This window comes from Guyparkeria halopsychrophila, from assembly GCF_044582135.1.
Lineage (GTDB): Bacteria > Pseudomonadota > Gammaproteobacteria > Halothiobacillales > Halothiobacillaceae > Guyparkeria.
Window position 1 is genome coordinate 54,421 of the sequence record NZ_JBDODP010000010.1, and the last position, 22,264, is coordinate 76,684.

Genomic DNA, 22,264 nt, shown 5'->3' on the forward strand with positions numbered 1-22,264 from the left:
GCGGCCTGGTGGCCAGATGGCCTACAGTCGCGCCCGCGATGATACAATCCCCGATTGCCTTCGACGGCGCTGAGAGACCCTATGAGCTTTAGTTCCATTGACGAGATCCTCGACGACCTGCGTGCCGGGCGCATGGTCATCATTGTCGATGACGAGGATCGCGAGAACGAGGGCGATCTGGTGATGCTCGCCGAGCATGTGCGCCCCGAAGACATCAACTTCATGGCGCGCTACGGCCGCGGGTTGATCTGTCTGACGCTTTCGCAGCCGCGTTGCGAGCAACTGGAACTGCCGCTGATGGTCAGCCGCACCCGCGAGGCGTTCCAGACGGCATTCACCGTCTCGATCGAGGCCGCGCGCGGCGTGACCACCGGCATCTCGGCCGCGGACCGGGCCACCACCATTCGCACGGCGGTGGCCCCGGAGGCCAAGCCCCTCGATCTGGTCCAGCCGGGGCACGTCTTCCCGCTGATGGCGCGGCCGGGCGGCGTGCTGGCACGGGCCGGCCACACCGAGGCGGGCGTGGACCTCGCCCGCTTGGCCGGGGCGCGCGAGCCGGCGGCGGTGATCGTCGAGATCCTCAACGAGGACGGCTCGATGGCGCGCCGCCCGGATCTGGAGCGCTTCGCCGCCGAGCACGACATCAAGATCGGCTCGATCGAGGACCTGATCCGCTACCGCATGCGCCACGAGCGCTCGGTCGAGCACCAGTTCGCCACCGAGATCGACACGCGTCACGGCCGTTTCACCCTGCACGCCTACAAGGACTTCACCAGCGGGCAGTTGCAGTTTGCCGCGGTGCGCGGTAAGCCGGATGCCGAGACGCCCACGCCGGTACGGGTGCATGTGCATCACGCGGTCTGTGACCTGTTCGAACCGCAGGATCGCGATTGCGGCTGGCCGTTCTCCGACGTGCTGGCCCGATTGGGTGAGATGGAAACGGGCGTGGCCGTGGTGCTGCGCTCGACCCCCAACGAGGACGAGATCCTGCGCCAATTGCAGGGTTGGGGGCAGCCCTCGTCGCCGCCGGCCGGGGACGAGGTCGAAGAACTGCGAAACTACGGGGTGGGGGCCCAGATCCTCAAGGATCTGGGCGTCCGCCAGATGCGCGTGATGAGCGCGCCCAAACGCTTCCATGCCCTGGCCGGCTTCGGCCTGGAAGTGGTTGACTACATTCACGACGAGGCGGAATGACCGCCGCTCACGGGACAGACAGGCATGAATGAAGTTCAGGTGATCGAGGGCGGGCTGACGGCCCGCGCGGGACGTTACGCCATCGTGGCGACGCGCTGGAACGCGCAGGTGGTCGACCGGCTGCGTGACGGGGCGATCGACACCCTGCGTCGGCACGGTATCGATCCGGCCCAGATCACGGTGGTGATGGCGCCGGGCTCCTTCGAACTGCCGCTGGTCGCCCAGCGTGTCGCGGCGAGCGAGAAATTCGACGCCATCATCTGTCTCGGCGCGGTCATCCGTGGGGCGACGCCGCATTTCGACTACGTCGCGGGCGAGGCGGCCAAGGGCATCGCCGGCGTGGCCACCGACTTCGACATGCCGGTGATCTTCGGCGTGCTGACCACCGACACGGTCGACCAGGCAATGGAACGTGCCGGCAGCAAGGCCGGCAACAAGGGGGCGGAAGCCGCCGCCACCGCCATCGAGATGGTCAACCTTCTCGATCAGATCGACCAGATTGCCTAAGCGCCCATGATCAAGCAGTTTCCCCAAGATGAGCCCACCGGCGAGATGCCGGAGGATCCGCGCGGTGCCGAGGAAAGCCCCTCCGGCCACGGCGTGAAGTCTCCGCCGGCGCGTAAACAGCGGCGCTGGGCCCGCGAACGGGCCGTGCAGGGGCTCTACCAGCAGTTGTTGAACCCGCTTGCGGTCGACCAGCTCGAGACGCAGTTCATGGAGGATGCCTTCATGCTGCGTATCGATCTCGAGCTGTTTCGCCGCATCCTGCGTGGTGTCGAACAGCATGCCGCCGAACTCGATGCGGCCATCGAGCCCCACCTGGATCGCCCGGTGCACGAACTCGACCCGATCGAGCACGCCATTCTGCGCCTGGGTGCCTTCGAGCTGACGCACATGCTCGAGACCCCGCGCGCGATCGTGATCAACGAGGCGGTCGAGCTGGCCAAGCGTTTCGGCGCGACGGACGGGCATCGCTACATCAATGGCGTGCTCGATCGGTTGGCCGATCACACCCGCCCCACCGAACCCCGCCGCCGGGACTGACGGTCTCCGGATTTGCCGGGTCGTCCGGGAGGACACTGGTCGACATGCAGGAATTCGACCTGATCCATCGGTATTTCGACTGGGCCCCGGCGAACCCCGAGGTCGCGCTTGCCGGCGGCGACGATGCCGCGATCCTGGCCCCGCGACCGGGGCAGCAGGTGGTGGTCGCCACCGACATGCTGATCGCCGGCCGGCACTTCCCCGCATCGACCGCCCCCGATGCCATTGCCCACAAGGCGCTGGCGGTAAATCTCTCCGATCTGGCCGCGATGGGTGCCGCCCCACTGGGCTTCACCCTCTCGCTGGGCTTGCCCGAGACAAACGAATCCTGGCTGCAGCAATTTTCTAGCGGCCTGCGGGCGGCAGCGGATCGCTGGGGCTGCGATCTGGTCGGCGGGGACACCGTGCGCGCCCCGCAACTGACCCTGTCGATCACCGCCTTGGGCTCCGTGCCGGCCGGAACGGCCATTCGCCGAAGCGGGGCCCGAGCCGGTGACCGGCTGGCCGTCACCGGCACCATCGGCGATGCGGCACTGGGCTTGGTGCTGGCCCTTGAAACCGGACACGCGCCGTCCGATCTCTCCCGCTCCGATCGTGACTATCTCCTCGATCGACTCGACCGCCCGGAACCGCGGTTGTCCGTGGGCCAGGCCCTGTGTGGCGTGGCCACCGCGGGCCTGGATGTCTCCGACGGTCTGCTACAGGATCTCGGGCACATGCTCAGCGTCAGCGGGCTTTCGGCCGAAATCGATCTCGATGCCGTCCCCCTGTCGCCGGCGGCGAGACGCTGGCTCGATGCCCGGCCCACAGACATCGGCCGTGTGTTGGGTGGGGGCGATGACTACGAACTGCTGCTCGCCCTGCCGCCCGAGTTGCCACTCGACCCGGCCTGGGATCTGACGGTGATCGGTCGGCTGGACGAAGCCGGCGCGGTGGGCGAAATTCGGGAACGGGGTGGTCGGCCCTTGCCGGGTCAACGCGGCTACAACCATTTCGCGGGGGAGGGCGCATGACCGGCGGCAAGACCTCACGACGGATACGGGTGGCCGAACTCGGGCGCAGCCCGGTGATGTGGCTCGCCTTCGGTGGCGGCACGGGACTCTCGCCGCGCGCGCCCGGCACCGTGGGTACCTTGCCCGGCCTCCTGCTGGGTTGGCTGCTGATGATGCTGGCCGCTCCCTGGGGCGACGTGGCGGTGATCATCCTGCTGCTTGCCGTCACCCTGGTGCTGTCTGTCGTCGGGGTCTACCTCTGCGGCGAGGCCAGCCGACGCCTGGGCGTGCACGATCACGGTGGCATCGTCTTTGACGAGATCGTGGGCGTGCTGCTGGTGTTCGTCTCGTTGCCGGAGACGTGGTGGCAGGTGGCCCTGATCTTTCTCTGGTTCCGCGTGTTCGACGTGATCAAGCCCTGGCCGATCAGCTGGCTGGATCGGCGCGTGCACGGCGGGCTGGGTATCATGCTCGACGACCTGCTGGCGGGCGGGTATGCCCTGCTGGCCGTCTGGTTGAGCCTGTGGGGGATCGGCGCGATCGCTAGCTGAGACCGCTGGGGGCTACCGCTCGGTGAGCCGCGGCATCAGTTCGACCAGGTTGCAGGGACGCTTGCGATAGTCGAGCTGGGTTTCGATCAGGTTGTCCCAGGCATCCTTGCAGGCGCCGGTCGAGCCGGGCAGGACGAACACGTAGGTGCGATTGGCCACCCCGGCGGTCGCCCGCGACTGCAGGGTCGAGCTGCCGATGGTCTGGAACGACAGGGCGCGGAACATCTCGCCGAAGCCGTCGATGGTCTTGTCGAACAGCACCGAGACGGCCTCGGGGCTGCCATCGCGGCCGGTCAGGCCGGTGCCGCCGGTGGTGATCACCACGTCGCACTCGGGGGCGGCGATCCACTGCGAGACGGTCGCGCGGATCTGGTAGATGTCGTCGGGGCGCAACTCGCGCTCGTAAAGCCGATGACCGACGCCCTCCAGGCGCTCGACCAGCAGGTCGCCGGAGCGATCCTCGGCCAGGGTACGGCTGTCGGAGACGGTCAGGACGGCGATGTTCAGCGGCTTGAAGTGGCGTTCTTCGCTCATGGTCGGTTTCCCTCCAGGACTCATCGATTTCCCTACGGGGCTGCCGGGTAGGGTGCCGGGTCAGGCTCGGCCCCGTCGGCGCACTTTCGGCAGGCCAGCGTCGTGCCCAGCATGGCGATGCGCCCCAGGCTCTGTTCCACCCAGGGGCGGTTGATCCACGGCGGGTCGTGGCGGGTGTGCTGGTGATGGCCGCATTCCAGCCGTGCGAACCAGTGGCCCTCGGCATCGCGATGGAACGAACGAATGGCTCGTGGCGGTGCCTCGGCCGGGGTCATCAGGGGACGGGCACGCCCCAGAGGTCGTGCTCGTCCGCCTCGATGATCTCTACCTCGAGGAAATCGCCGGGTGCGACATCGGTGATCTCCGGCAGGTAGACCACCCCATCGATCTCCGGGGCGTCGGCCATGCTGCGCGCCACCGCGCCGGAGTCGTCCACGGCATCCACCAGCACCGGCATGCGTTGCCCCACCTTTTTGGCCAGCTTGGCCGCGCTGATGGCCGCCTGCTTTTCCATGAAGCGCGCCAGGCGTTCCTGCTTGACGTCTTCCGGCACCGGATCGGGCAGGTCGTTCGCGGTCGCGCCGTCCACGGGCGAGTAGGCGAAGGCGCCCACCCGGTCGAGCTGGGCCTCGTCGAGGAAATCCAGTAGCTCCTGGAACTCCGCTTCCGTCTCGCCGGGGAAACCGACGATGAAGGTCGAGCGGATCGTGATCTCCGGGCAGATCTCTCGCCACTTGGCGATCCGCTTGAGGACGTTCTCGCTGGAAGCCGGGCGTTTCATCAGCTTGAGGATGCGGTGGCTGGCGTGCTGGAAGGGGATGTCCAGATACGGGAGGATCAGCCCCTCGGCCATCAGCTCGACGGCATCATCGACGTGGGGGTAGGGGTAGACGTAGTGCAGTCGTATCCAGGCGTCCAGCGAGCCCAGGGCCGCCGCCAGTTCGCGGAAGCGAGTCTTGAGCGGCTTGCCGCCCCAGAAGTCGAGCCGGTAACGGGTGTCGATGCCGTAGGCGCTGGTGTCCTGGGAGACGACCAGCAGCTCGCGCACGCCGGCGTTGACCAGGTTCTCCGCCTCGGTCATTACCTCGCCGATCGGTCGGCTGACCAGATCGCCACGCAGGCTGGGGATAATGCAGAAGCTGCAGCGGTGGTTGCAGCCCTCGGAAATCTTGAGATAGGCGTAATGGCGCGGGGTGAGCTTGACGCCGACGGCCTCTTCCAGTGACAGGGTCTCGCCGTTGGCCTGTTCGCGGGTGGCCGGGCTCTTTGCTTGGCTGCCCGGTTCGGGCATCACGTCGACGAAGGGGTCGAACCGTGGCGGCAGGTGTTGATGGACGGCCTCCATCACTTCCCGATAGGCCTGGGGGCCGGTCACGGCGAGCACGTTCGGATGCGTCTGGCGAACCAGCTCGCCCTCGTCACGGCCCCCCAGACAACCGGTGACGATCACGCGGCCGTTCTCGTCCAGGGCCTCTCCGATGGTGTCGAGCGATTCCTGCACCGCCGAGTCGATGAACCCGCAGGTGTTGATGATCACCAGCTCGGCGCCCTCGTAGCTGTCGGACAGCGCGTAGCCCTCCGCTCGCAGCTGGGTGAGGATGCGTTCGGAGTCGACCAGCGCCTTGGGGCAGCCCAGGCTGACGAAGCCGACGCGCGGCGGGTTGTGGGTCATGAGGGGGCGGCGTCCGGTGACGTGGGGGCGTTATCGCCGGTGTATTCCTCGAGATGGCCGTCCGGATACTGGACGTGCACCTTGAGGTTGTTGCGCTCGATGAACTGCATCACCGAGTCGAACATCTGGCGGTTGGCCGTCTTGAGGCACGGCTCGATGGCCAAAACCTTCTGCCCGTTGAGCATCACCGGGTGCAGCCGTTGCGAGTAGACCAGACGGTGCTGGGCAAACGTCGCATCCCAGCTCGAGATGCGATCGATCCAGTCACTCGGGCGGAATCGGGCGCCGGCCTTGGTCACTGACTCGACGATGTAGCGTTTCGGCTGGTTGTCCATGAAGTCGTGGCTTGCTCGGCCTGCACCGAATGTGGATGGGGCGTGTTGAATGCGTCGAGCGGCTGGTCGCCTACGCGGGCCGCCTGCGGCCATCCCGGCGCTGAGTTGGTCGATGACCGGGCGTTTCCGGCCGGTCAATGCCCAGGGCGCTCGACGCTTCCTTTAGAATCGATCGGCCATTTTACTTCACTTGGCCGACAAACGCATCCGGCCGGACGAAGGAAGCAGGAGAAACACCATGGAAACGCGGCAAGGAGGTGGTCACGAGCACCGGGATGGTTCGTTGTCGATCATTCTGGTGGACACGGGCGGCACGTTCAACAAGCGCTATCGGCCCACCGACGGGGCGTTGGTCGTCGAGCCGGGCGGGATGGCCGTGGGCGCGATACTGGATTCGGCCGAGATGAACCTGGATCTCGAATGGCTCCAGCCCGTGTGCGTGGATAGCCTGGAGATGACAGATGCCGATCGCGATGCGCTCGTCGCGGCCTTGACCGGGGCGGTGAGACGACGACCGGATGCGCCGATCGTGGTGGTGCATGGCACCGACACGATGGTGCGCACGGGCGAGGTGCTGGCCGAAGCATTTCCCCGGCATTGCGTGGTGATCACGGGCGCCATGCGTCCGTACGAGATCGACCCGGTCGAATCGGCACTGAATCTCGGGCTGGCGCTGGGATTCGTTCAGGGAACACCCCGGTCGGGGGTCCACCTGGCGATGAGCGGGCTGGTGCGTCCGCTGGGAGAGTTGCAGAAGGATCGTGCAAACGGGTGCTTCCGGCCGAGCTCGTCGCGATCAGCATAAAAGAGGGCTCATCGGACTTTACCGTGAAGCGCATGCCGAATCTTGAGGACGCAGTACGCGGTATCGCGGTATCGCGATAGCCGTGGGTCATTCGTGTGATGACCTTAATGCGGTGATTCATGTCCTCGAGCACGCCGATGTTTAGGCGTTGACCCGCACTGGCGACGATCTCATGCAGGCTCATCTTGAGAAAGATCAGCGGGAAGACGTCGGCGTATTACCAAGCCCCCGCGGCTGACGGTGCGGAACACCCCCGGTTCGCCCAGCCAGTCGAAGAACGCCTGTAGGTCTCACGCCGGGTCGAGTCGTGGCGTACGCCGCGCACCGCGTCTTTCAGCTTGCGACGATCCTCGACCGTGAGGTCGCACCGGTACTGCACGCCCACCTCCTTGTCCGCCGTTTCGGCAACGCGCCTGAGGCGCTCGTCGTCGTGGAAAGGATGCTCGCCGACCTCCCAGGCCTTTTCCTTGGACTGGTGATTGAACAGCCGGGCCTTGAGCGCATGCCACCAGATGCGCGGCGACTTGCCGACCTGCTTCTCAATGCCCGCGCGCAACACGCGATCGGCGAACTGGTCGACCCGGTCGATTTCGACCCATCCGGCCATGAACGACTCGCCCAGGCCGAGATTGCCCCAGCCGAGGCTGCGGTCGATGGCCCGACTGTCGCGAATGCGCATATCCCAAGGGCGGTCGCCATTGACGCGAACATCGGCCGGAGCGAGGAGTGCTTCGAGCGTTGTTCGTTTCGTGCGGGGGAGGGATGCGTCGGTTTCTTCGATCGACACGCGTTCGTTCACGTCAAGTCTCCTGTCTTGAATGAACGCGTGACGGTGGCCAGATACGGCACCCGGCACGGAATGTCAGCCAATTTAACCTAAAGGTTGGTTGCGGTTCGTGCAACCGTTTCGGGGCCATTTGCAGAGCGTGGTGAACGGGGCGAATGTGAAGAGCCAAAAAAAACCCCGCCGAATGGCGGGGCTTTTGTAGGCGAGGTGTCTTCAGGAAGAAGACTGACGGACGATCAGCACTTGTGGGTGATGCCCGGGTTGCCTTCTGCGTCCTTGAGGACCGGCTCGTTTGGTTGGACCGGCTTGATGTGCTTCTGGTCACGCAGCCAGGACTCGACCTGGTCCCAGATCATCTCGCCGGTGTCGCCCGGGATGTTGCCCGGCTCGGCAACCGAGGCCCAGCCCGCGACCTTGTAGGTCTTGTTCGGGTCGATCGGCTCGCCACCCAGCTCCATGTCCTGGATGCGCTTGCCCTTCTCCGCGCTCGGAGCGCAGGCGTACTTCAGGCCACCGACGCGCACCATGTCGCCACCCTGCTGGTAGTAGGGGTCGGTGTTGAAGATGTTGTCGCAGACGTCCTCGAGGATGCCCTTGATCTGTTCGCCGGTGAATTCGTTGACGGTGACGTTCGGGTAGGTCAGGCCCACCTCGGTCATCAGGTCGTCGTAGGTGATCGGCTCGCCCGGGATCAGCGAGGTGCCCCAGCGAACGCCCGGGGAGAACGAGATCTGTGCGTCGTTGACGTCGATCAGCGCATCGCAGATCAGTTGGTCCCAGGTGCCGGTGAAGTTGCCGCGACGGTAGAGCAGGGCGTCGTTGGTTGCCAGGACGTCACTGGTGCGCTCGCCAGCGTTGAAGGTCTTGCCCTGGAAGGTGATTTCCTGGTTGTAGGCGTTGTCGATGTACGCCTGCATTTCCTTGTCCGGCTCGATGAAGTCGGAGAACACCGGCAGCAGGTGGTACTTGTAGTCTTGGACCTTGCCGTTGCGGACATCGAGATCCAGCACGCCGAGGTATTTGGCGTTGGAACCGGCGTTGGAGACGATGGTTTGGCCACCGCTGTTCTTGACGACGGTCGGGGTCGGGACCGCGTCGTGGGTGTGGCCGCCCATGATGGCGTCGATGCCGGTGACACGGCTGGCCATCTTGAGATCCACGTCCATGCCGTTGTGCGACAGGACCACGACCACCTCGGCGCCTTCGGCGCGGGCGGCGTTGACGGCGTCCTGCATCTTGTCGTCGCGGATGCCGAAGGTCCAGCCCTCGACCATCCAGCTCGGGTTGGCGATCGGGGTGTACGGGAAGGCCTGACCGACGACCGCTACTTGGACGCCGTTCTGCTCGCGGATGACATACGGTTTGAAGACGCGCTCGTAGAAGTCGCTGTCCAGAATGTTCTGGGCGACGAAGGCCATGTCGGTTGCGGACTCGAGGTCGGCGATGCCCTCCATCATGCGATCCTTGGTGTAGGTCGCTTCCCAGTGCGAGGTGAAGAAGTCCGGTTTGGCGATCTTCATCGCGTCGATCTGGCTCTGGGCGTCGGTCCACAGGGCCAGTGCGTTGCCCTGCCAGTTGTCGCCACCGTCCAGCAGGAAAGCGCCCGGACGCTGCTCGCGCATGTGCTTGATCAGAGTGAGCAGGTGGGCAAAGCCGCCGACCTTGCCGTACTTCTTGGCCGCCTCGGCGAAGTCGAGGCAGGTGAAGGCGTGAGCGGCCGGGGTGTTCGGCTCCAGGCCGAAGTACTTGAGGAATTGCTCGCCCACCAGGTGCGGCGGGTTGCCCTTCATCGAGCCCACGCCCAGGTTGATATTCGGCTCACGGAAGTAGACCGGCTTGAGCTGGGCGTGCATGTCGGTCATGTGCAGGATCGACACGTTGCCGAAGCGCGGCACTTCGTACATGTTGCTCGAGGCGTTGTTCGCCTTGACGGAGCGCGCAACGCGCTGGGTGCCGGTGCCGGCCTGGGCGGTCTCGAGGTTGATGCCGGCGGCCGAGGCCACGGCGAGCATCTGCAGAAATTCGCGGCGAGAAAGACTCATTGAAAACTCCCCTTTACGTTTTCAGTTTGGGTCAGCTCCCGGCCCGGCATGCAGCAGGGGACGGGATCCTTGGGATCTTTAGCGGTTCCCTGGGTGGGCCCCAAAGCCGGAAGCGTGCGTCGGGGCCAGTGCCAGGAAACTGAACCGGGACATTTAACCATACTGGCCAGCCCGACGATAGAAAAAATACTTATGCCGAACCGTGAAAACGTCGGCCTGACGGCCTTCGCCGGTCAGTCCGGGCCTCGTGGGCGTTTTCCGGGCACAAAAAAAGCAGGCCGAAGCCTGCTTTTCGATTCCAGCAAAAACCCGTTGGGTTACTTGCGGATGGCCGGACCGTTGAGTTCCAGTCCGTTGTCGTTGAAGGACATGAAGTACTCAAGGTTGCGCGCGTACTCGGAGTACTGCGCCGGCGGTACGGTGCCGGTGTCACGGATGCAGCCGTAGATCCGCTTGTGCATGGTGTACATCTTGCCCTTGCTGTAGCGGAAGATCGGGAAGTGGGTGGTGTTGCCCAAGTTCATGTGCAGGTGCTCGGCCCGAACGTACTTGCCGCCATGGTACTGGTGGCAGTCGGCACAGGAGTTGTCCAGTCGACCAGTGCGACGGAACCAGGCTTCCTTGCCCTCGTTGTAGGCGGCCTTGGCGCCTTCGCTGTCAGCCTCGACCATGTTGGTCATGCCGTTGGACTCGCTTGCAAGGTAGGCGAGTACGTTGGCCAGCTTCTTGTAGTTGTTCTTCGGATCCCAGACCTTGTCCGCCTCTTCGCCGGCGTTCTTCTGGCAGTTGATGATGTCCAGACCGAGGCTGTGGACTTCACCGTCCTCTTTGTTGTAGTGCGGGTACCTGGCGCGCAGGCCCTTGGCTTCGCCCAGGCAGGAGGACAGCGGCTTGCCGTTCGGCAGGCGGTATTCGTTCCAGAGCTCTTCACCGGCCGCGATGTACTGGTCGGTCTCCGGGAAGATCATCATGCCTTCCCACTGCGAGCGGGCGTCTTCATCGATCGCGTAGACGCCCATGTTGTAGTCCTCGAACGGGACGTCCGGGTAGCGGTCCTCGTAGAATTCGACCATCAGGGCGCGGAACTCTTCCGGATCGGACGGGTTGGCCGGCTCGGCCATTGCGCCGCCGGTGGCCAGAACGCTGGCGGCGATCATGCTTGAAAACAGGCGTTTCATTATGAATATCTCCTCGTGATTCGGGTCTAGCTTTTTTTCTGATTCCTGAGACCTGTGCTTATAGGGTGTAGAGGAAATCGACGACCTGGCTGATTTCCTCGTCGGTCAGGAATTCGTTTGCACCCATCGGCGGCATGATGGTCTGTTCGCCGAACTTGTCGCGCGGATCATGGATCACGGCCACGAGATCTTCGCGGTCCGGGTAGCGGGCTTCCATGGCGATCAGGGCCGGGCCGATGTTGCCGGCCAGGTTGCCGCCCTTGATCTGGTGGCACGCCAGGCAGTTGCCAGAGCCACGGTCAAAGGCGATTTCCTTGCCCTTCTTGGCGGACTCGGACAGGCCGGAGTCGGTCGCCATGGCGGCGCTGGAGAAACCCATACCGGCTGCAAGCAGTGCGGCGGCGCCTGCCGTGGTGATCACGGATGTGAACTTCTTCATTGTTATCCTCCTCTGCGGTCGCTGTGTCAGCGCCGAGATTCCTTGGTGAGTTGTCTCATTCATCGAATCGACGTCTACCACTTTAGTGGCCTAAACACTCGAGACAATAAAAAATAATTTATGGCGACATGATGGATTGATTATTAGCATTTGTTGAAATTCCATCGTCCCGCCGCCCCCGTCATGAGGGGGTTTGCGTAATCATTAATATCACATCCCGACGGTTTTTTCCGAGTTTGCTCTCTTAAAAGGGGCGCCGGGCAATGTGCCGTCTGCCCGGCCCGTGATGGCAGGCTCGGTGCCGTGCTCTTTCTGCAAAAACCCGACTGTTTTACTCATCTGTTTGGCCGGCGCGCCGCTCGATCTCCTGCAGGGTCGATTCGATGCGCGCCTGGGCGCGCGGGTTGTTGGCGGTGTAGGTGTAGGCCGTCTCCAGTTCCTGGTGGGCGGCCACCAGGTTGTCCTTGAGCAGGAAATAGCGGCCGAGTTGTTCGTGATGTTCGAGCGGGCGATTGGCGGCGCTGGCCGCACGGGAGAGTGTCAGCGCGGCCTCGGCGTCCCTGGGGCGGTTTTCGACAGCCTGCCGCGCGGTCCGGTAGGCCGTTTTGGTATCGCCGCGATCGAGCATCCAGTCGACTTCGACGCGGAGCAGGGTGGTGTCGCCGGGATAGAGCGAGATCAGATCCGCGAGGACACGGTCGGCCTCTCGCGTTTGTCCGGTGTCGTTCAGCGCCCGTGCCAGTGGCAGGGCGTACCAGCGGTTGCCCGGTTGTCCGCGGTAGAGCGGGCGCAGCTTCTCGACGGCCTGCTCGTGTTTGCCCTCGCGCCGGGCGGCAATGGCCTGGCGATAGATTTCGCCTCGCCCGTCCAGGGAGAGCCCGCTACGGCCGCTGAGTGCCGCCAGCCGCGCACGGGCGAGCTGAAATGATTCGCTGTCGGTGGCGCCAAAGCGGTCATTGTTGAGCCCGGCAAGCCGGTCTCGGATCGCGCTGATGCGCTCGCTGTTCATCGGGTGGGTGCGCAGGAATTCGAACTGTCGCCCGGGAGCGGCGCCGGCCCGTCGCTGTAGCGTCTCGAAGAAGCTGGCCATGCCGCGCGGATCGATATCGGCCCGGCGCAGGGTGTCGATGGCAATTCGGTCGGCTTCGCGCTCATGCATGCGGGTGTAGTTGATTGCATTCTGCGCCGCCCCGGCGATGCCTGCCGTCGCGACGGCGGCGCCGAGTTGGGGGTCGATGGCGCCCAGCAGGATACCGGCGATAAAACCGGCGACGGCGGTCATGCTGTTGCCGGTCTGGGCGGCGACCATCTGGGCGATGTGCCGCTGGGTGGCGTGCGCGATTTCGTGGGCGACCACGCCGGCCAGTTCGCTTTCGTTCTCCGCGGCGAGCATCAAGCCGGAGAATATGGCGATGTATCCCCCCGGCACGGTAAAGGCGTTGATCGTCGGGTTGTCGATGATGACCAGCTGGGGGGCGAAGTGCGTGCCTGAGGCGGAGGACATCAGGCGGATGCCGAGGTCGTTAAGGTAGGAATCGAGTAGGGGGTCCTCGATCACGGCCCCGCGGGCGCGCAACTTCGCGAAAACCTCCGCGCCGATCTGGCGTTCTTCGGCGGGCGAGAGCACGGTGTCGACCGGGTTGCCCAGTTCCGGTAGCTGGGCGTTGGCGCGACCGGGCAGGCTGGTGAGCAGTAAGGCGATCAACAGCAGGTTGAAGAGGTGTCGAGTCATGGGTTTCGTGTGGTGCTTCCCGTGGTTGATGCTTTTTCGTTTGCGCTTGGATCGAATGCCCTGGTGCGGGTTTCCGAGCGGGAGGAAGGCTCTCTGCCCGGCGTGAATGCGGCGGGGCCCGCGCGGGGTCAATGTGCTGGTTTTCCGTGTCATGTTAACGGGCCGTTCCGCCTTCTTGCGCGGTAACGCCGCCGAGGAGCCCCTGGGCGGCCGTGCTCCGACTGGCATTTCAATCAGCTCATGGGGTTGTTGATGGACGCGGTGCGACATAGGCCGCTAAACTGCCGCGCATTCCTACGTGAACCGGTCTGGAGACGATTATGGCAGCCTACGAAAGTATCAGTGCCGATGAGTTGAATGCGCGCCTTGGCGAGGTCGCCCTGTTCGACGTGCGCGGCCCGGCCGAAACGGGGCGCGGCGTGATCGAGGGGGCTGCCCTGGTGCCGCTGCATCTGGTGCCGATGAACGTGGATCGTTTCCGTGGCGATCGAGACGTGGTCATCTACTGCCACAGCGGTGCCCGCTCGGCGCAGGCCTGCCAGTTCCTGGCGGGCCAGGGTGTCGACCGACTCTTCAATCTTGAAGGGGGAGTGATGTATTGGGCGGGTTCGGGCCTGCCGCTGGTGGCGCCGGAGCAGTAGGCATTGTCTTGTTTGCTTGAGCGCATTGGTTGCCCGGGCCCGTTTTATGATTGCCGCCGGAGGGAGTGTCGATGAGTGAACAGGCGCCGATCGAGGTGGACGCCCGGGGGCTGTCGTGCCCCATGCCGTTGCTCAAGGCGCGCAAGGCGCTGGCGACGGCAGCGACCGGGCAGCGGATCGTGGTGCGGGCCACGGATCGCGGTGCGGAGAGTGATTTTCGTGCCTACTGCGAGCGCGCTGGCCACGAGTTGGTGGGGCTCGAGTGGCAGGGAGACGAGTTGCGAGTCGAGTTGATCCGCGGCGAGTAGTTCCGTCGGAATGGTTCGGCGGTTTTCGAGGGGGGCCAAGGATGGGGATGCATGGTCGTTGTGTTGTGAGCGGGCGTCGGTGCGGTTAGTGATGGCGCTGGTCGGGGCTAGGCGTTCGCGGGGGTTCTGACGTATTGTCGGGCTCGTCAATGACAACAACTAACGACATAACGAATTTGACACAAGGGAGTGATAAGCCATGGGGAATGCCCACCCGATTCGCCTGCTGCTGGCAGGCGCCTTCATGTTTGGCCTGCTGTTCTCCGGACTGGTCCGGGCCGAATTTCAACCATTCATCGAGGGAACCGCGCTGCCGGGGGATGTCGAGGCATCTGCGGAGACGGCGCGCGAGAAGCTGGCCGCTGAGGGTTTCGAGTTGGTGGGTGATTACGCGCCCACCGACGGCGTGCATATCCTGGTCGTGACCAACGATGTCTTGCTCGACACGGCGGCGCGTAGTCCGCGAGGGGGCTACGGCGCGGTCCTGAGCGTAGCGCTCGAGCAAACCGACAGCGGCACGCGCGTCTCCTACCAGCATCCGCAGTATGTGGCGCACGGCTACCGTCTGGAATCGGACAACGAGCCCGTCTTTCAGGCGATGGCGGGGGCACTGGGGGCCACCGGCTATTTCGGCGCCGAACCCATCTCCAGTACCAACTTGCGCACCTACCAGTACGCGTTTGGGCTCGAGACCTTCGAAGACCCAATCGATCTCGGCGGGTTTGACTCCTTTGATGCCGCCGATCGGCAGATCGCCAGTCGTGCCGATAACGGCGAACTAGGCACGGAGCTGGTCTACCGTGTGCGCATTCCGGGGCGCGACCAGGTGGTCTACGGCGTGGGCATGCACACCGACGATCCGAATGCGAACGGGGCGGCGCTGGTGCAGGCGGTCGATCATGATGCGCCTCGCGGTTATGCGTTCCTGCCCTACCCGGTGCTGCTGGATGGCACCGGCGCGGAAACGCTCAGTCTGCGTTTTCGCATGGCGTTGTTCTTCCCCGATCTGCCCATGATGGGCGGTGATGCCTCGTTCTTTAAGCTGCGCAAGGCGCCCGATGCCGTCAACCAGCTGATGCTTGGGGTCGTCGATGGCGAGATCGAGCAGGAAGAGCGGAGCGCGGGCGGTGGCTTCGGCTCCTTCTGATCCTTGCCGGCGATCGGCGGATGCCGCTCGCCGTGGGTGCCTGCATTGCCCCCAAAGTGGTGAAATCTGTCCAATAACACGTTATATTGGCAGGTCTACGATTGAGACCGCCGGGCCCTAACGGGCGCATCCGCGGTTGATGGCAGCCTGCTCGGCCGGCGATGATCTCGCCGCCCGGGCGGGCTGCCGTCGTCATGGGTTGCGTTGATCGCGTTGTACTCTTTGCTTTCGAGCAAACTCAATGAGAAGTGGATGACCATCCGGGGCACGCCCCGGATGCGGGGACGGTTGCCCCGAAATTCGGACGTTTGCTCCGGTGGTTCGTCCGCCGTCGAGTCGATCGTCAAGTCATTAAGTCAGTGAAACGCGCATGTTTCGAGGTGAGTACTCTCGTGGAATTGTCCGGCGGTGAAATCCTGGTCGAGTGCCTCAAGGCGGAAGGGGTCGATACGGTCTTCGGCTACCCCGGTGGGGCGGTCCTTCACATTTACGATGCCCTGTTCCAGCAGAAACAGGTGCAGCACGTGCTCGTGCGCCACGAGCAGGGCGCGGTCCACATGGCCGACGGCTTTGCTCGGGCCACCGGCAAGCCCGGCGTCGTGCTGGTGACTTCCGGCCCGGGGGCCACCAACGCGGTCACCGGTATCGCCACCGCGCACATGGATTCGATCCCGCTGGTGGTGTTCACCGGCCAGGTGCATAGCGCACTGATCGGCAACGACGCCTTCCAGGAGGTCGACAACGTCGGCATCACCCGTCCCTGCGTGAAGCACAACTTCATGGTCAAGGACGTGCGTGACATGGCCGAGACCATCAAGAAGGCCTTCTACGTGGCGACCACCGGTCGCCCGGGCCCGGTCGTGGTCGACATCCCCAAGGATGTCACCGACCCGAAGGTCAAGGTGCCGTTCGAGTACCCGGAAAAGGTCGCGATGCGCTCCTACCAGCCCACCGAGAAGGGGCATTCCGGGCAGATCCGCAAGGCGGTCGACCTGATCGTCAACGCCGAGCGCCCGATGATCTACACCGGCGGCGGCGTCATTCTCGGCCGTGCGGCCGATGAGCTGACTCACTTCACGCGGAAGCTCGGCTACCCGATCACGCAGACGCTGATGGGCCTGGGTGCCTACCCGGCGAGCGACAAGCAGCATCTGGGCATGCTCGGCATGCACGGCACCTACGAGGCGAACATGGGTATGCATCATTGCGATGTCCTGATCGCCATCGGCGCGCGTTTCGATGACCGCGTCACGGGTGATCTGTCCAAGTTCTGCCCGTACGCCAAGATCGTCCACGTCGACATCGACCCGTCCTCGATCTCGAAGAACGTGATCGTCGACGTGCCGATCGTCGGCGCGGTCAAGTCGGTACTCACCGAGATGATCGAGCTGATCAACCAGGCCGGCGGAGCGAAGAAAACCAAGGAGCTCGAGACCTGGTGGGACCAGATCGAGCAGTGGCGCGGCATGAAATGCCTCGACTACAAGTGGTCCGACGACATCATCAAGCCGCAGTACGTCGTCCAGAAGCTGTGGGAGGTCACCGGCGGTGATGCCTTCGTCACCTCCGACGTCGGCCAGCACCAGATGTGGGCCGCGCAGTACTACGGCTTCAACAAGCCGCACCGCTGGATCAACTCCGGCGGGCTGGGCACGATGGGCTTCGGCCTGCCGGCAGCGCTGGGCGCCAAGTGGGCCTTCCCCGACGAGGAGGTTGCCTGCGTGACCGGCGAGGGCAGCATCCAGATGTGCAGTCAGGAGCTGTCCACTGCGCTGCAGTACCAGCTGCCGATCAAGATCGTCAGCCTCAACAACGGCTACCTCGGCATGGTCCGTCAGTGGCAGGAGTTCTTCTACTCCGGTCGCTACGCCATGAGCTACATGGAATCCCTGCCGGATTTCGTCAAGCTGGCCGAGTCCTACGGGCACGTCGGCATGCGCATCGAGAAGCCCTCCGACGTCGAGGGCGCACTACGGGAGGCGTTCGCCATGAAGGACCGCCTGGTCTTCATGGACTTCCAGACCGATCCGGAAGAGAACGTCTACCCGATGGTTCCCGCCGGTGCGGGCCTCAACGAAATGATCCTGCTGTGAGGGCGGCCTGACATGCGACATATCATCTCGATCCTGATGGAAAACGAGGCCGGCGCTCTCTCGCGGGTGGCCGGTCTGTTCTCGGCACGTGGCTACAACATCGAATCACTCTGCGTGGCGCCGACCCACGACGAATCCCTGTCGCGCCTGACGCTGGTCACCAGCGGCGACGAGCAGGTGATCGAACAGATCGTCAAGCAGCTCAACAAGCTGATCGACGTGGTCAAGGTCCAGGACATGGCCGACACCGCGCACATCGAGCGCGAGTTGATGCTGGTCAAGCTGCAGGCCTTCGATGGCGTGCGCGAGGAGGTCTACCGGCTGGCCGACATCTTCCGTGGCCAGATCATCGACGTGACCGAGTCCAGCTACACCGTCCAGCTGGTCGGCCCGGGCAGCAAGCTCGATGCCTTCATCGATGCGCTCGGCTCGACCCCGGTGGTCGAGATCGTGCGCTCGGGTGCGCTGGGCATCTCGCGCGGGCCGCGCGGGATGCTGGTGCCCGAGGTCTGATCCTCGCCGATTTTCCGTTTACCTATTCCAAATACCACTCGACTGGAGACACATCACATGCAGGTTTATTACGACAAGGATTGCGACATCTCCCTGATCCAGGGCAAGAAGGTCGCCATCATCGGTTACGGCTCGCAGGGCCACGCCCACGCGCTCAACCTCAAGGAATCCGGTGTCGAGGTCGTAATCGGCCTGCGTGCCGGTTCCGGCTCGCAGAAGAAGGCCGAGGGCGAGGGCCTGACGGTCAAGACCATCGAGGAGGCCTCCGCCTGGGCCGATGTGGTCATGATGCTGGCCCCGGACGAAAATCACGCCGAGATCTACGCCAACCAGGTCGAGCCGAACCTGCGTGAAGGCGCGACGCTGGCCTTCGCCCACGGCTTTTCCGTGCTGTACAACCAGGTCACCCCGCGCAAGGACCTCGACGTGATCATGATCGCGCCGAAGGCCCCGGGTCACACCGTGCGTTCCGAGTTCGCCCGTGGCGGCGGCATCCCGGACCTGATCGCCATCCACCAGGATGCCTCCGGCAAGGCCAAGGACATCGCGCTGTCCTACGCCTCCGGCGTTGGTGGCGGTCGTACCGGCATCATCGAGACCACCTTCAAGGACGAGACCGAGACCGACCTGTTCGGCGAGCAGGCCGTGCTCTGCGGCGGTACCGTCGAGCTGGTCCGTGCCGGCTTCGAGACCCTGACCGAGGCGGGCTACCCGGCCGAGATGGCCTATTTCGAGTGCCTGCACGAGCTCAAGCTGATCGTCGACCTCATGTACGAGGGCGGCATCGCCAACATGAACTACTCGATCTCGAACAACGCCGAGTTCGGCGAGTACGTCACCGGCCCGAAGGTGATCAACGACGAATCCCGCCAGGCGATGCGCGAGGCGCTGGCCAACATCCAGAACGGCGAATACGCGAAACGCTTTATCAACGAGGGGGCACTGAACTACCCTTCAATGACGGCACGTCGTCGCCAGGATGCCGAGCACCCGATCGAGCAGGTCGGTGAGCGCCTGCGCGGCATGATGCCGTGGATCAGCGCCAACAAGATCGTCGACAAGTCCCGCAACTGATTGCGGGGCGATCGGACGAGACAATCCCGGGAGGGGCAGAACATGGATCACGAGACGCAGACCGAGCAGCAACCGGCCGACCGGCAGGAAGAGCGTCGGCGGCGCAAGGCGATCTACCTTCTGCCCAACCTGTTCACGACCGGCGCCCTGTTCGCCGGTTTTTTCGCGATTGTAATGGCCGTTCAGGACAACTTCGTCCCGGCGGCCATCGCCGTTTTTATCGCCATGCTGCTCGACGGCCTGGACGGGCGCGTGGCGCGGATGACCGGCACCGAGTCGGAGTTCGGTATCCAGTACGACTCGCTCTCCGACGTGGTCTCCTTCGGCATTGCCCCGGCCCTGATCATCTACCTCTGGAGCCTGCAGGGGATGGGCGATCGCTGGGGCATGCTCGGCGCGTTCGTCTTCGCCGCGGCGGCGGCGATTCGTCTGGCGCGTTTCAACGTGCAGGTGGAGACGGTCGACAAGGGCTACTTCGTGGGGCTGGCGTCGCCGGCGGCCGCGGCGGTGTTGATGGGTATGGTGTGGTTCTTCGAGTCCCACGACATCCCGTTCCAGGTGCAGCAGGGCTGGGTCTGGGTGATCACTATCACCACCGGCCTGTTGATGGTGTCGAGCTTCCCGTACTTCAGTGGCAAGCGGCTCTCACCGCGTCTGCGGTTATCGTTTCTCAGCCTGCCGATCGCGATCATCGTGTTCGTGCTGGCCCTGTGGGATTTCGCCCTGACGCTCTGGGTGCTGGCGAGTGCCTATGCGCTTTCGGCACCGTTGTGGACGCTCTCGCGCGGATTGCGGCGGCGCCTGAAACGCTCGATGTCTTGAATCAGAACGCCTCGGTCGTTAACTTGGCAAGATGAGCAGTCGTTTTCGCGCAGCCCGTTGTTCCCCCCCGACCACCGTCCCGGTGGTCGGGCTGCGCGTCGTCTGCTCGTCGCTGCTGCTGCGACTGCCCCGCTGGGGCGATTGAGATGATGCCTGGCGAGGCGACCCACGCGACCACCGACCAGATACCGACTAGATAAAGAACGTCCGACGGGAGAACCCGGCGGCGACACCTGAGGTTTTTGCCATGAGCAGCAGTGACTCCTTGATCATCTTCGACACCACGCTTCGCGACGGTGAGCAGAGCCCGGGCGCGTCGATGACGCGTGACGAGAAGCTGCGCATCGCCCGTCAGCTCGAGCGACTGGGCGTGGACGTGATCGAGGCCGGCTTTGCCGCGGCGAGCGAGGGCGATTTCAACGCCATTCGCACCATCGCCGAACACGTCGAACACTCCACCATCTGCTCGCTGGCACGTGCCGGCGAGAAAGATGTCCGTCGCGCTGGCGAGGCGGTGTCCCCGGCACCGCGGCGGCGTATCCACACCTTTATCGCCACCAGCCCGATCCACATGGAGAAAAAGCTCCGCATGACGCCGGACGAGGTGGTCGGGCATGCGGTAAAGGCGATCAAGATCGCGCGCGAGTACACCGATGACGTCGAGTTCTCGGCCGAGGACGCGGTGCGCTCGGAGATGGACTTCCTGGTGCGTGTGTTCGAGGCGGCGATCGAGGCCGGCGCGACCACGCTCAACGTGCCGGACACGGTCGGTTACGCCACGCCGGACCAGTGGGCCGAGCAGATGGCGACCCTGATCGAGCGGGTCAACGGCTCGGAGCAGGTGGTCTGGTCGACGCACTGCCACAATGACCTCGGGCTGGCCGTCGCCAACTCACTGGCCGCGGTGCGCTCGGGATTCCGCCAGGTCGAATGCACCATCAATGGTCTGGGCGAGCGGGCCGGTAATGCCGCGCTCGAGGAAGTGGTCATGGCCACCCGCACCCGACCGGATATTTACGGCGTGTCGACCCGCATCGATGCCACCCAGATCGTGCCGACCTCCAAGCTGGTCTCCACGATCACCGGTTACCCGGTGCAGCCGAACAAGGCGATCGTCGGGGCGAACGCCTTCGCCCACGAGTCCGGCATCCACCAGGACGGCGTGCTCAAGCACCGCGAGACCTACGAGATCATGCGGGCCGAGGACGTCGGTTGGTCGACCAATCGCCTGTCGCTGGGCAAGCTTTCCGGGCGCAATGCCTTCAAGAGCCGCCTGAAGGATCTGGGTGTCGAACTGGAAAGCGAGGAGGCACTCAACGATGCCTTCCGTCGCTTCAAGGAACTGGCCGACAAGAAACGCGAGATCTTCGACGAGGACATCCAGGCGTTGGTCTCGGAGGTCTATGACGAGCAGGAAGAGGCCTTCCGCCTGGTTGCGCTGCACGTCTGCTCGGAGACCGGCGAGACGCCGGAGGCGACCATCACCGCCTCGATCCGCGGCGAGGAAATGACCGCCACGGCCACCGGGGCCGGCCCGGTCGACGCCGCGCTGGCCGCGATCGAGAAGATCGTCGCCTCGGGCGCCAACCTGCAGCTCTACTCGGTGAACAACATCACCAGCGGCACCGACGCGCAGGGCGAGGTCAATGTGCGCCTGGAACGTGCCGGGCGGATCGTCACCGGTCAGGGGGCGGACACGGATATCGTGATCGCCTCGGCGAAGGCCTACCTCAATGCCATCGAGCGCCTCGAGCATCCGCCCAAGCGTGCGCACCCGCAGATGGGTGACGTGTGACTCGGGGACTCGTCTAGGCATGGCCTTGCGTGTGGATCGAGAGGCCGCCCTGGGGTGGCTCGGCATCGAGGGGTTCCGCCCCAGTGGACGCGTGCGCCCGGCCCAGGCCCAACAGCGATTGCCCGTCGAGAGCGATGCCCCGACAGCTGATGAGCCCGTCACGGCACGGGACGAGTCACGGCCCGAGCTGATCGAAACTCCGGTGGATACGTCGGCGGATGTCCCGACCCCGGCGGTTGCCGGGGCGGATGATGAGCCACACCCGCAAGTGCCCGTGCCCGCGGCCGAGGCCGAGGCCGAGGCCGCCACGGCACCAGACGAGCCGGCCGATCAGGTGTTGCCGGATGGAGTGCGTCTCGCCGCCGATTCCCCCCACCGGAGACTCGCCGAGGCGATTGCCCAGGTTGCCGGTCTGGCCTGCGAAACGGGCGAGGGCGGCGATATCGTGACCGTACGGGGTGAAACCTGGGAGCTGGCGGCACTCGCCGACGACGGACCGGCCAAGCGTCGGCTGTGGCGGGCCCTGGTGACCCGCGGCCGGCGGGTGCGCGGGTGAGGGCCGAGTC

24 protein-coding genes are annotated in these 22,264 nt (G+C 64.6%); 15 read left to right on the top strand and 9 right to left on the bottom strand.

Annotation, left to right across the window (positions count from 1 at the left end; translation table 11 throughout):
• Window positions 1-81: 81 nt before the first annotated feature.
• The 5 genes from ribB to ABGV18_RS05960 are packed head-to-tail and all read left to right on the top strand — an operon-like array spanning window position 82 to window position 3,781.
• Entirely contained in the window at window positions 82-1,194 is a 1,113-nt protein-coding gene (gene ribB / locus ABGV18_RS05940) for a 3,4-dihydroxy-2-butanone-4-phosphate synthase (RefSeq protein ID WP_396585227.1), read from the top strand.
• 24 nt (window positions 1,195-1,218) lie between these two features.
• Window positions 1,219-1,701 (top strand): 6,7-dimethyl-8-ribityllumazine synthase, encoded by a 483-nt coding sequence (gene ribH / locus ABGV18_RS05945; RefSeq protein ID WP_322521874.1) that lies wholly within the window; start codon window positions 1,219-1,221, stop codon window positions 1,699-1,701.
• A 6-nt stretch (window positions 1,702-1,707) separates the two neighbouring features.
• Window positions 1,708-2,238 (top strand): transcription antitermination factor NusB, encoded by a 531-nt coding sequence (gene nusB, locus ABGV18_RS05950; RefSeq protein WP_396585228.1) that lies wholly within the window; start codon window positions 1,708-1,710, stop codon window positions 2,236-2,238.
• 44 nt (window positions 2,239-2,282) lie between these two features.
• Window positions 2,283-3,251 carry a thiamine-phosphate kinase gene (gene thiL / locus ABGV18_RS05955; RefSeq protein ID WP_396585229.1) on the top strand — a complete coding sequence of 323 codons (969 nt, stop codon included), beginning with the start codon at window positions 2,283-2,285 and terminating at the stop codon, window positions 3,249-3,251.
• Window positions 3,248-3,781 (top strand): phosphatidylglycerophosphatase A, encoded by a 534-nt coding sequence (locus tag ABGV18_RS05960; protein WP_396585230.1) that lies wholly within the window; start codon window positions 3,248-3,250, stop codon window positions 3,779-3,781. The genes thiL and ABGV18_RS05960 overlap by 4 nt, the downstream gene beginning before the upstream one ends.
• 12 nt (window positions 3,782-3,793) lie before the next feature.
• Here ABGV18_RS05960 and moaB read toward each other — a convergent pair whose 3' ends face one another.
• Genes moaB through ABGV18_RS05980 form a run of 4 tightly spaced genes read right to left on the bottom strand, consistent with a single transcriptional unit; the run spans window position 3,794 to window position 6,322 of the window.
• On the bottom strand, window positions 3,794-4,315 hold the full coding sequence (gene moaB, locus ABGV18_RS05965) for a molybdenum cofactor biosynthesis protein B (RefSeq protein WP_396585231.1): 522 nt from the start codon (window positions 4,313-4,315) through the stop codon (window positions 3,794-3,796).
• A gap of 32 nt (window positions 4,316-4,347) precedes the next feature.
• On the bottom strand, window positions 4,348-4,590 hold the full coding sequence (locus ABGV18_RS05970; protein WP_396585232.1) for a DUF3565 domain-containing protein: 243 nt from the start codon (window positions 4,588-4,590) through the stop codon (window positions 4,348-4,350).
• Window positions 4,590-5,987: a 30S ribosomal protein S12 methylthiotransferase RimO gene (rimO, locus tag ABGV18_RS05975; RefSeq protein ID WP_396585233.1), complete on the bottom strand. Its 1,398-nt coding sequence runs from the start codon at window positions 5,985-5,987 to the stop codon at window positions 4,590-4,592. The genes ABGV18_RS05970 and rimO overlap by 1 nt, the downstream gene beginning before the upstream one ends.
• Entirely contained in the window at window positions 5,984-6,322 is a 339-nt protein-coding gene (locus tag ABGV18_RS05980) for a DUF3579 domain-containing protein (RefSeq protein WP_396585234.1), read from the bottom strand. Before ABGV18_RS05980 ends, rimO begins: the two co-directional genes overlap by 4 nt.
• A 238-nt stretch (window positions 6,323-6,560) precedes the next feature.
• On the opposite strand from ABGV18_RS05980, the gene ABGV18_RS05985 reads away from it, so the two are divergent.
• Window positions 6,561-7,127: an asparaginase domain-containing protein gene (locus ABGV18_RS05985; protein WP_396585235.1), complete on the top strand. Its 567-nt coding sequence runs from the start codon at window positions 6,561-6,563 to the stop codon at window positions 7,125-7,127.
• 217 nt (window positions 7,128-7,344) lie between these two features.
• On the opposite strand, the gene ABGV18_RS05990 is transcribed toward ABGV18_RS05985, so the two are convergent.
• From ABGV18_RS05990 to ABGV18_RS06010, 5 genes are all read right to left on the bottom strand, one after another.
• Window positions 7,345-7,926, bottom strand: a complete 582-nt coding sequence (locus tag ABGV18_RS05990; RefSeq protein ID WP_396585236.1) for a hypothetical protein — start codon at window positions 7,924-7,926, stop codon at window positions 7,345-7,347.
• Between the two features lie 224 nt (window positions 7,927-8,150).
• A complete protein-coding gene (gene soxB / locus ABGV18_RS05995; RefSeq protein WP_396585237.1) occupies window positions 8,151-9,956 on the bottom strand; it encodes a thiosulfohydrolase SoxB in 1,806 nt (601 codons plus the stop codon).
• A 317-nt stretch (window positions 9,957-10,273) separates the two neighbouring features.
• On the bottom strand, window positions 10,274-11,134 hold the full coding sequence (soxA, locus tag ABGV18_RS06000) for a sulfur oxidation c-type cytochrome SoxA (protein ID WP_396585238.1): 861 nt from the start codon (window positions 11,132-11,134) through the stop codon (window positions 10,274-10,276).
• A gap of 58 nt (window positions 11,135-11,192) precedes the next feature.
• Window positions 11,193-11,573, bottom strand: coding sequence for a sulfur oxidation c-type cytochrome SoxX (gene soxX, locus ABGV18_RS06005; protein WP_396585239.1), 381 nt, complete (start codon window positions 11,571-11,573; stop codon window positions 11,193-11,195).
• A gap of 331 nt (window positions 11,574-11,904) precedes the next feature.
• The gene (locus ABGV18_RS06010) at window positions 11,905-13,305 is read right to left on the bottom strand and encodes a M48 family metalloprotease (protein WP_396585240.1); all 1,401 of its coding nucleotides are present in this window, start codon (window positions 13,303-13,305) and stop codon (window positions 11,905-11,907) included.
• Window positions 13,306-13,625: 320 nt separating this feature from the next.
• Here ABGV18_RS06010 and ABGV18_RS06015 point away from each other — a divergent pair, with 320 nt between their 5' ends.
• From ABGV18_RS06015 to ABGV18_RS06055, 9 genes are all read left to right on the top strand, one after another.
• The gene (locus ABGV18_RS06015) at window positions 13,626-13,946 is read left to right on the top strand and encodes a rhodanese-like domain-containing protein (RefSeq protein WP_396585241.1); all 321 of its coding nucleotides are present in this window, start codon (window positions 13,626-13,628) and stop codon (window positions 13,944-13,946) included.
• Between the two features lie 71 nt (window positions 13,947-14,017).
• Window positions 14,018-14,254 (top strand): sulfurtransferase TusA family protein, encoded by a 237-nt coding sequence (locus ABGV18_RS06020; RefSeq protein ID WP_396585242.1) that lies wholly within the window; start codon window positions 14,018-14,020, stop codon window positions 14,252-14,254.
• 199 nt (window positions 14,255-14,453) lie between these two features.
• On the top strand, window positions 14,454-15,401 hold the full coding sequence (locus ABGV18_RS06025; RefSeq protein ID WP_396585243.1) for a hypothetical protein: 948 nt from the start codon (window positions 14,454-14,456) through the stop codon (window positions 15,399-15,401).
• A 392-nt stretch (window positions 15,402-15,793) separates the two neighbouring features.
• Window positions 15,794-17,494 (top strand): acetolactate synthase 3 large subunit, encoded by a 1,701-nt coding sequence (locus ABGV18_RS06030; protein WP_396585244.1) that lies wholly within the window; start codon window positions 15,794-15,796, stop codon window positions 17,492-17,494.
• A gap of 12 nt (window positions 17,495-17,506) precedes the next feature.
• Window positions 17,507-18,007, top strand: coding sequence for an acetolactate synthase small subunit (gene ilvN / locus ABGV18_RS06035; protein ID WP_396585245.1), 501 nt, complete (start codon window positions 17,507-17,509; stop codon window positions 18,005-18,007).
• A 57-nt stretch (window positions 18,008-18,064) separates the two neighbouring features.
• The gene (gene ilvC / locus ABGV18_RS06040) at window positions 18,065-19,081 is read left to right on the top strand and encodes a ketol-acid reductoisomerase (RefSeq protein ID WP_396585246.1); all 1,017 of its coding nucleotides are present in this window, start codon (window positions 18,065-18,067) and stop codon (window positions 19,079-19,081) included.
• Window positions 19,082-19,123: 42 nt separating this feature from the next.
• A complete protein-coding gene (gene pssA, locus ABGV18_RS06045) occupies window positions 19,124-19,903 on the top strand; it encodes a CDP-diacylglycerol--serine O-phosphatidyltransferase (RefSeq protein WP_396585247.1) in 780 nt (259 codons plus the stop codon).
• A gap of 247 nt (window positions 19,904-20,150) precedes the next feature.
• On the top strand, window positions 20,151-21,698 hold the full coding sequence (locus ABGV18_RS06050; RefSeq protein ID WP_396585248.1) for a 2-isopropylmalate synthase: 1,548 nt from the start codon (window positions 20,151-20,153) through the stop codon (window positions 21,696-21,698).
• A gap of 19 nt (window positions 21,699-21,717) precedes the next feature.
• Window positions 21,718-22,254: a hypothetical protein gene (locus ABGV18_RS06055; RefSeq protein WP_396585249.1), complete on the top strand. Its 537-nt coding sequence runs from the start codon at window positions 21,718-21,720 to the stop codon at window positions 22,252-22,254.
• Window positions 22,255-22,264: the final 10 nt, after the last annotated feature.

What these genes read in the sequence shown, in the direction of transcription:
- soxX (WP_396585239.1), bottom strand. Translation starts at nt 11,573, where the DNA reads ATGAAGAAGTTCACATCCGTGATCACCACGGCAGGCGCCGCCGCACTG.
- ABGV18_RS06020 (WP_396585242.1), top strand. Translation starts at nt 14,018, where the DNA reads ATGAGTGAACAGGCGCCGATCGAGGTGGACGCCCGGGGGCTGTCGTGC.
- thiL (WP_396585229.1), top strand. Translation starts at nt 2,283, where the DNA reads ATGCAGGAATTCGACCTGATCCATCGGTATTTCGACTGGGCCCCGGCG.
- ABGV18_RS06050 (WP_396585248.1), top strand. Translation starts at nt 20,151, where the DNA reads ATGAGCAGCAGTGACTCCTTGATCATCTTCGACACCACGCTTCGCGAC.
- ABGV18_RS06055 (WP_396585249.1), top strand. Translation starts at nt 21,718, where the DNA reads ATGGCCTTGCGTGTGGATCGAGAGGCCGCCCTGGGGTGGCTCGGCATC.
- moaB (WP_396585231.1), bottom strand. Translation starts at nt 4,315, where the DNA reads ATGAGCGAAGAACGCCACTTCAAGCCGCTGAACATCGCCGTCCTGACC.
- soxB (WP_396585237.1), bottom strand. Translation starts at nt 9,956, where the DNA reads ATGAGTCTTTCTCGCCGCGAATTTCTGCAGATGCTCGCCGTGGCCTCG.
- ABGV18_RS05970 (WP_396585232.1), bottom strand. Translation starts at nt 4,590, where the DNA reads ATGACCCCGGCCGAGGCACCGCCACGAGCCATTCGTTCGTTCCATCGC.
- ilvC (WP_396585246.1), top strand. Translation starts at nt 18,065, where the DNA reads ATGCAGGTTTATTACGACAAGGATTGCGACATCTCCCTGATCCAGGGC.
- soxA (WP_396585238.1), bottom strand. Translation starts at nt 11,134, where the DNA reads ATGAAACGCCTGTTTTCAAGCATGATCGCCGCCAGCGTTCTGGCCACC.
- ribB (WP_396585227.1), top strand. Translation starts at nt 82, where the DNA reads ATGAGCTTTAGTTCCATTGACGAGATCCTCGACGACCTGCGTGCCGGG.
- ABGV18_RS06015 (WP_396585241.1), top strand. Translation starts at nt 13,626, where the DNA reads ATGGCAGCCTACGAAAGTATCAGTGCCGATGAGTTGAATGCGCGCCTT.
- ABGV18_RS05985 (WP_396585235.1), top strand. Translation starts at nt 6,561, where the DNA reads ATGGAAACGCGGCAAGGAGGTGGTCACGAGCACCGGGATGGTTCGTTG.
- ABGV18_RS05980 (WP_396585234.1), bottom strand. Translation starts at nt 6,322, where the DNA reads ATGGACAACCAGCCGAAACGCTACATCGTCGAGTCAGTGACCAAGGCC.
- ABGV18_RS06025 (WP_396585243.1), top strand. Translation starts at nt 14,454, where the DNA reads ATGGGGAATGCCCACCCGATTCGCCTGCTGCTGGCAGGCGCCTTCATG.
- ribH (WP_322521874.1), top strand. Translation starts at nt 1,219, where the DNA reads ATGAATGAAGTTCAGGTGATCGAGGGCGGGCTGACGGCCCGCGCGGGA.
- nusB (WP_396585228.1), top strand. Translation starts at nt 1,708, where the DNA reads ATGATCAAGCAGTTTCCCCAAGATGAGCCCACCGGCGAGATGCCGGAG.
- ABGV18_RS06010 (WP_396585240.1), bottom strand. Translation starts at nt 13,305, where the DNA reads ATGACTCGACACCTCTTCAACCTGCTGTTGATCGCCTTACTGCTCACC.
- rimO (WP_396585233.1), bottom strand. Translation starts at nt 5,987, where the DNA reads ATGACCCACAACCCGCCGCGCGTCGGCTTCGTCAGCCTGGGCTGCCCC.
- pssA (WP_396585247.1), top strand. Translation starts at nt 19,124, where the DNA reads ATGGATCACGAGACGCAGACCGAGCAGCAACCGGCCGACCGGCAGGAA.
- ilvN (WP_396585245.1), top strand. Translation starts at nt 17,507, where the DNA reads ATGCGACATATCATCTCGATCCTGATGGAAAACGAGGCCGGCGCTCTC.
- ABGV18_RS05960 (WP_396585230.1), top strand. Translation starts at nt 3,248, where the DNA reads ATGACCGGCGGCAAGACCTCACGACGGATACGGGTGGCCGAACTCGGG.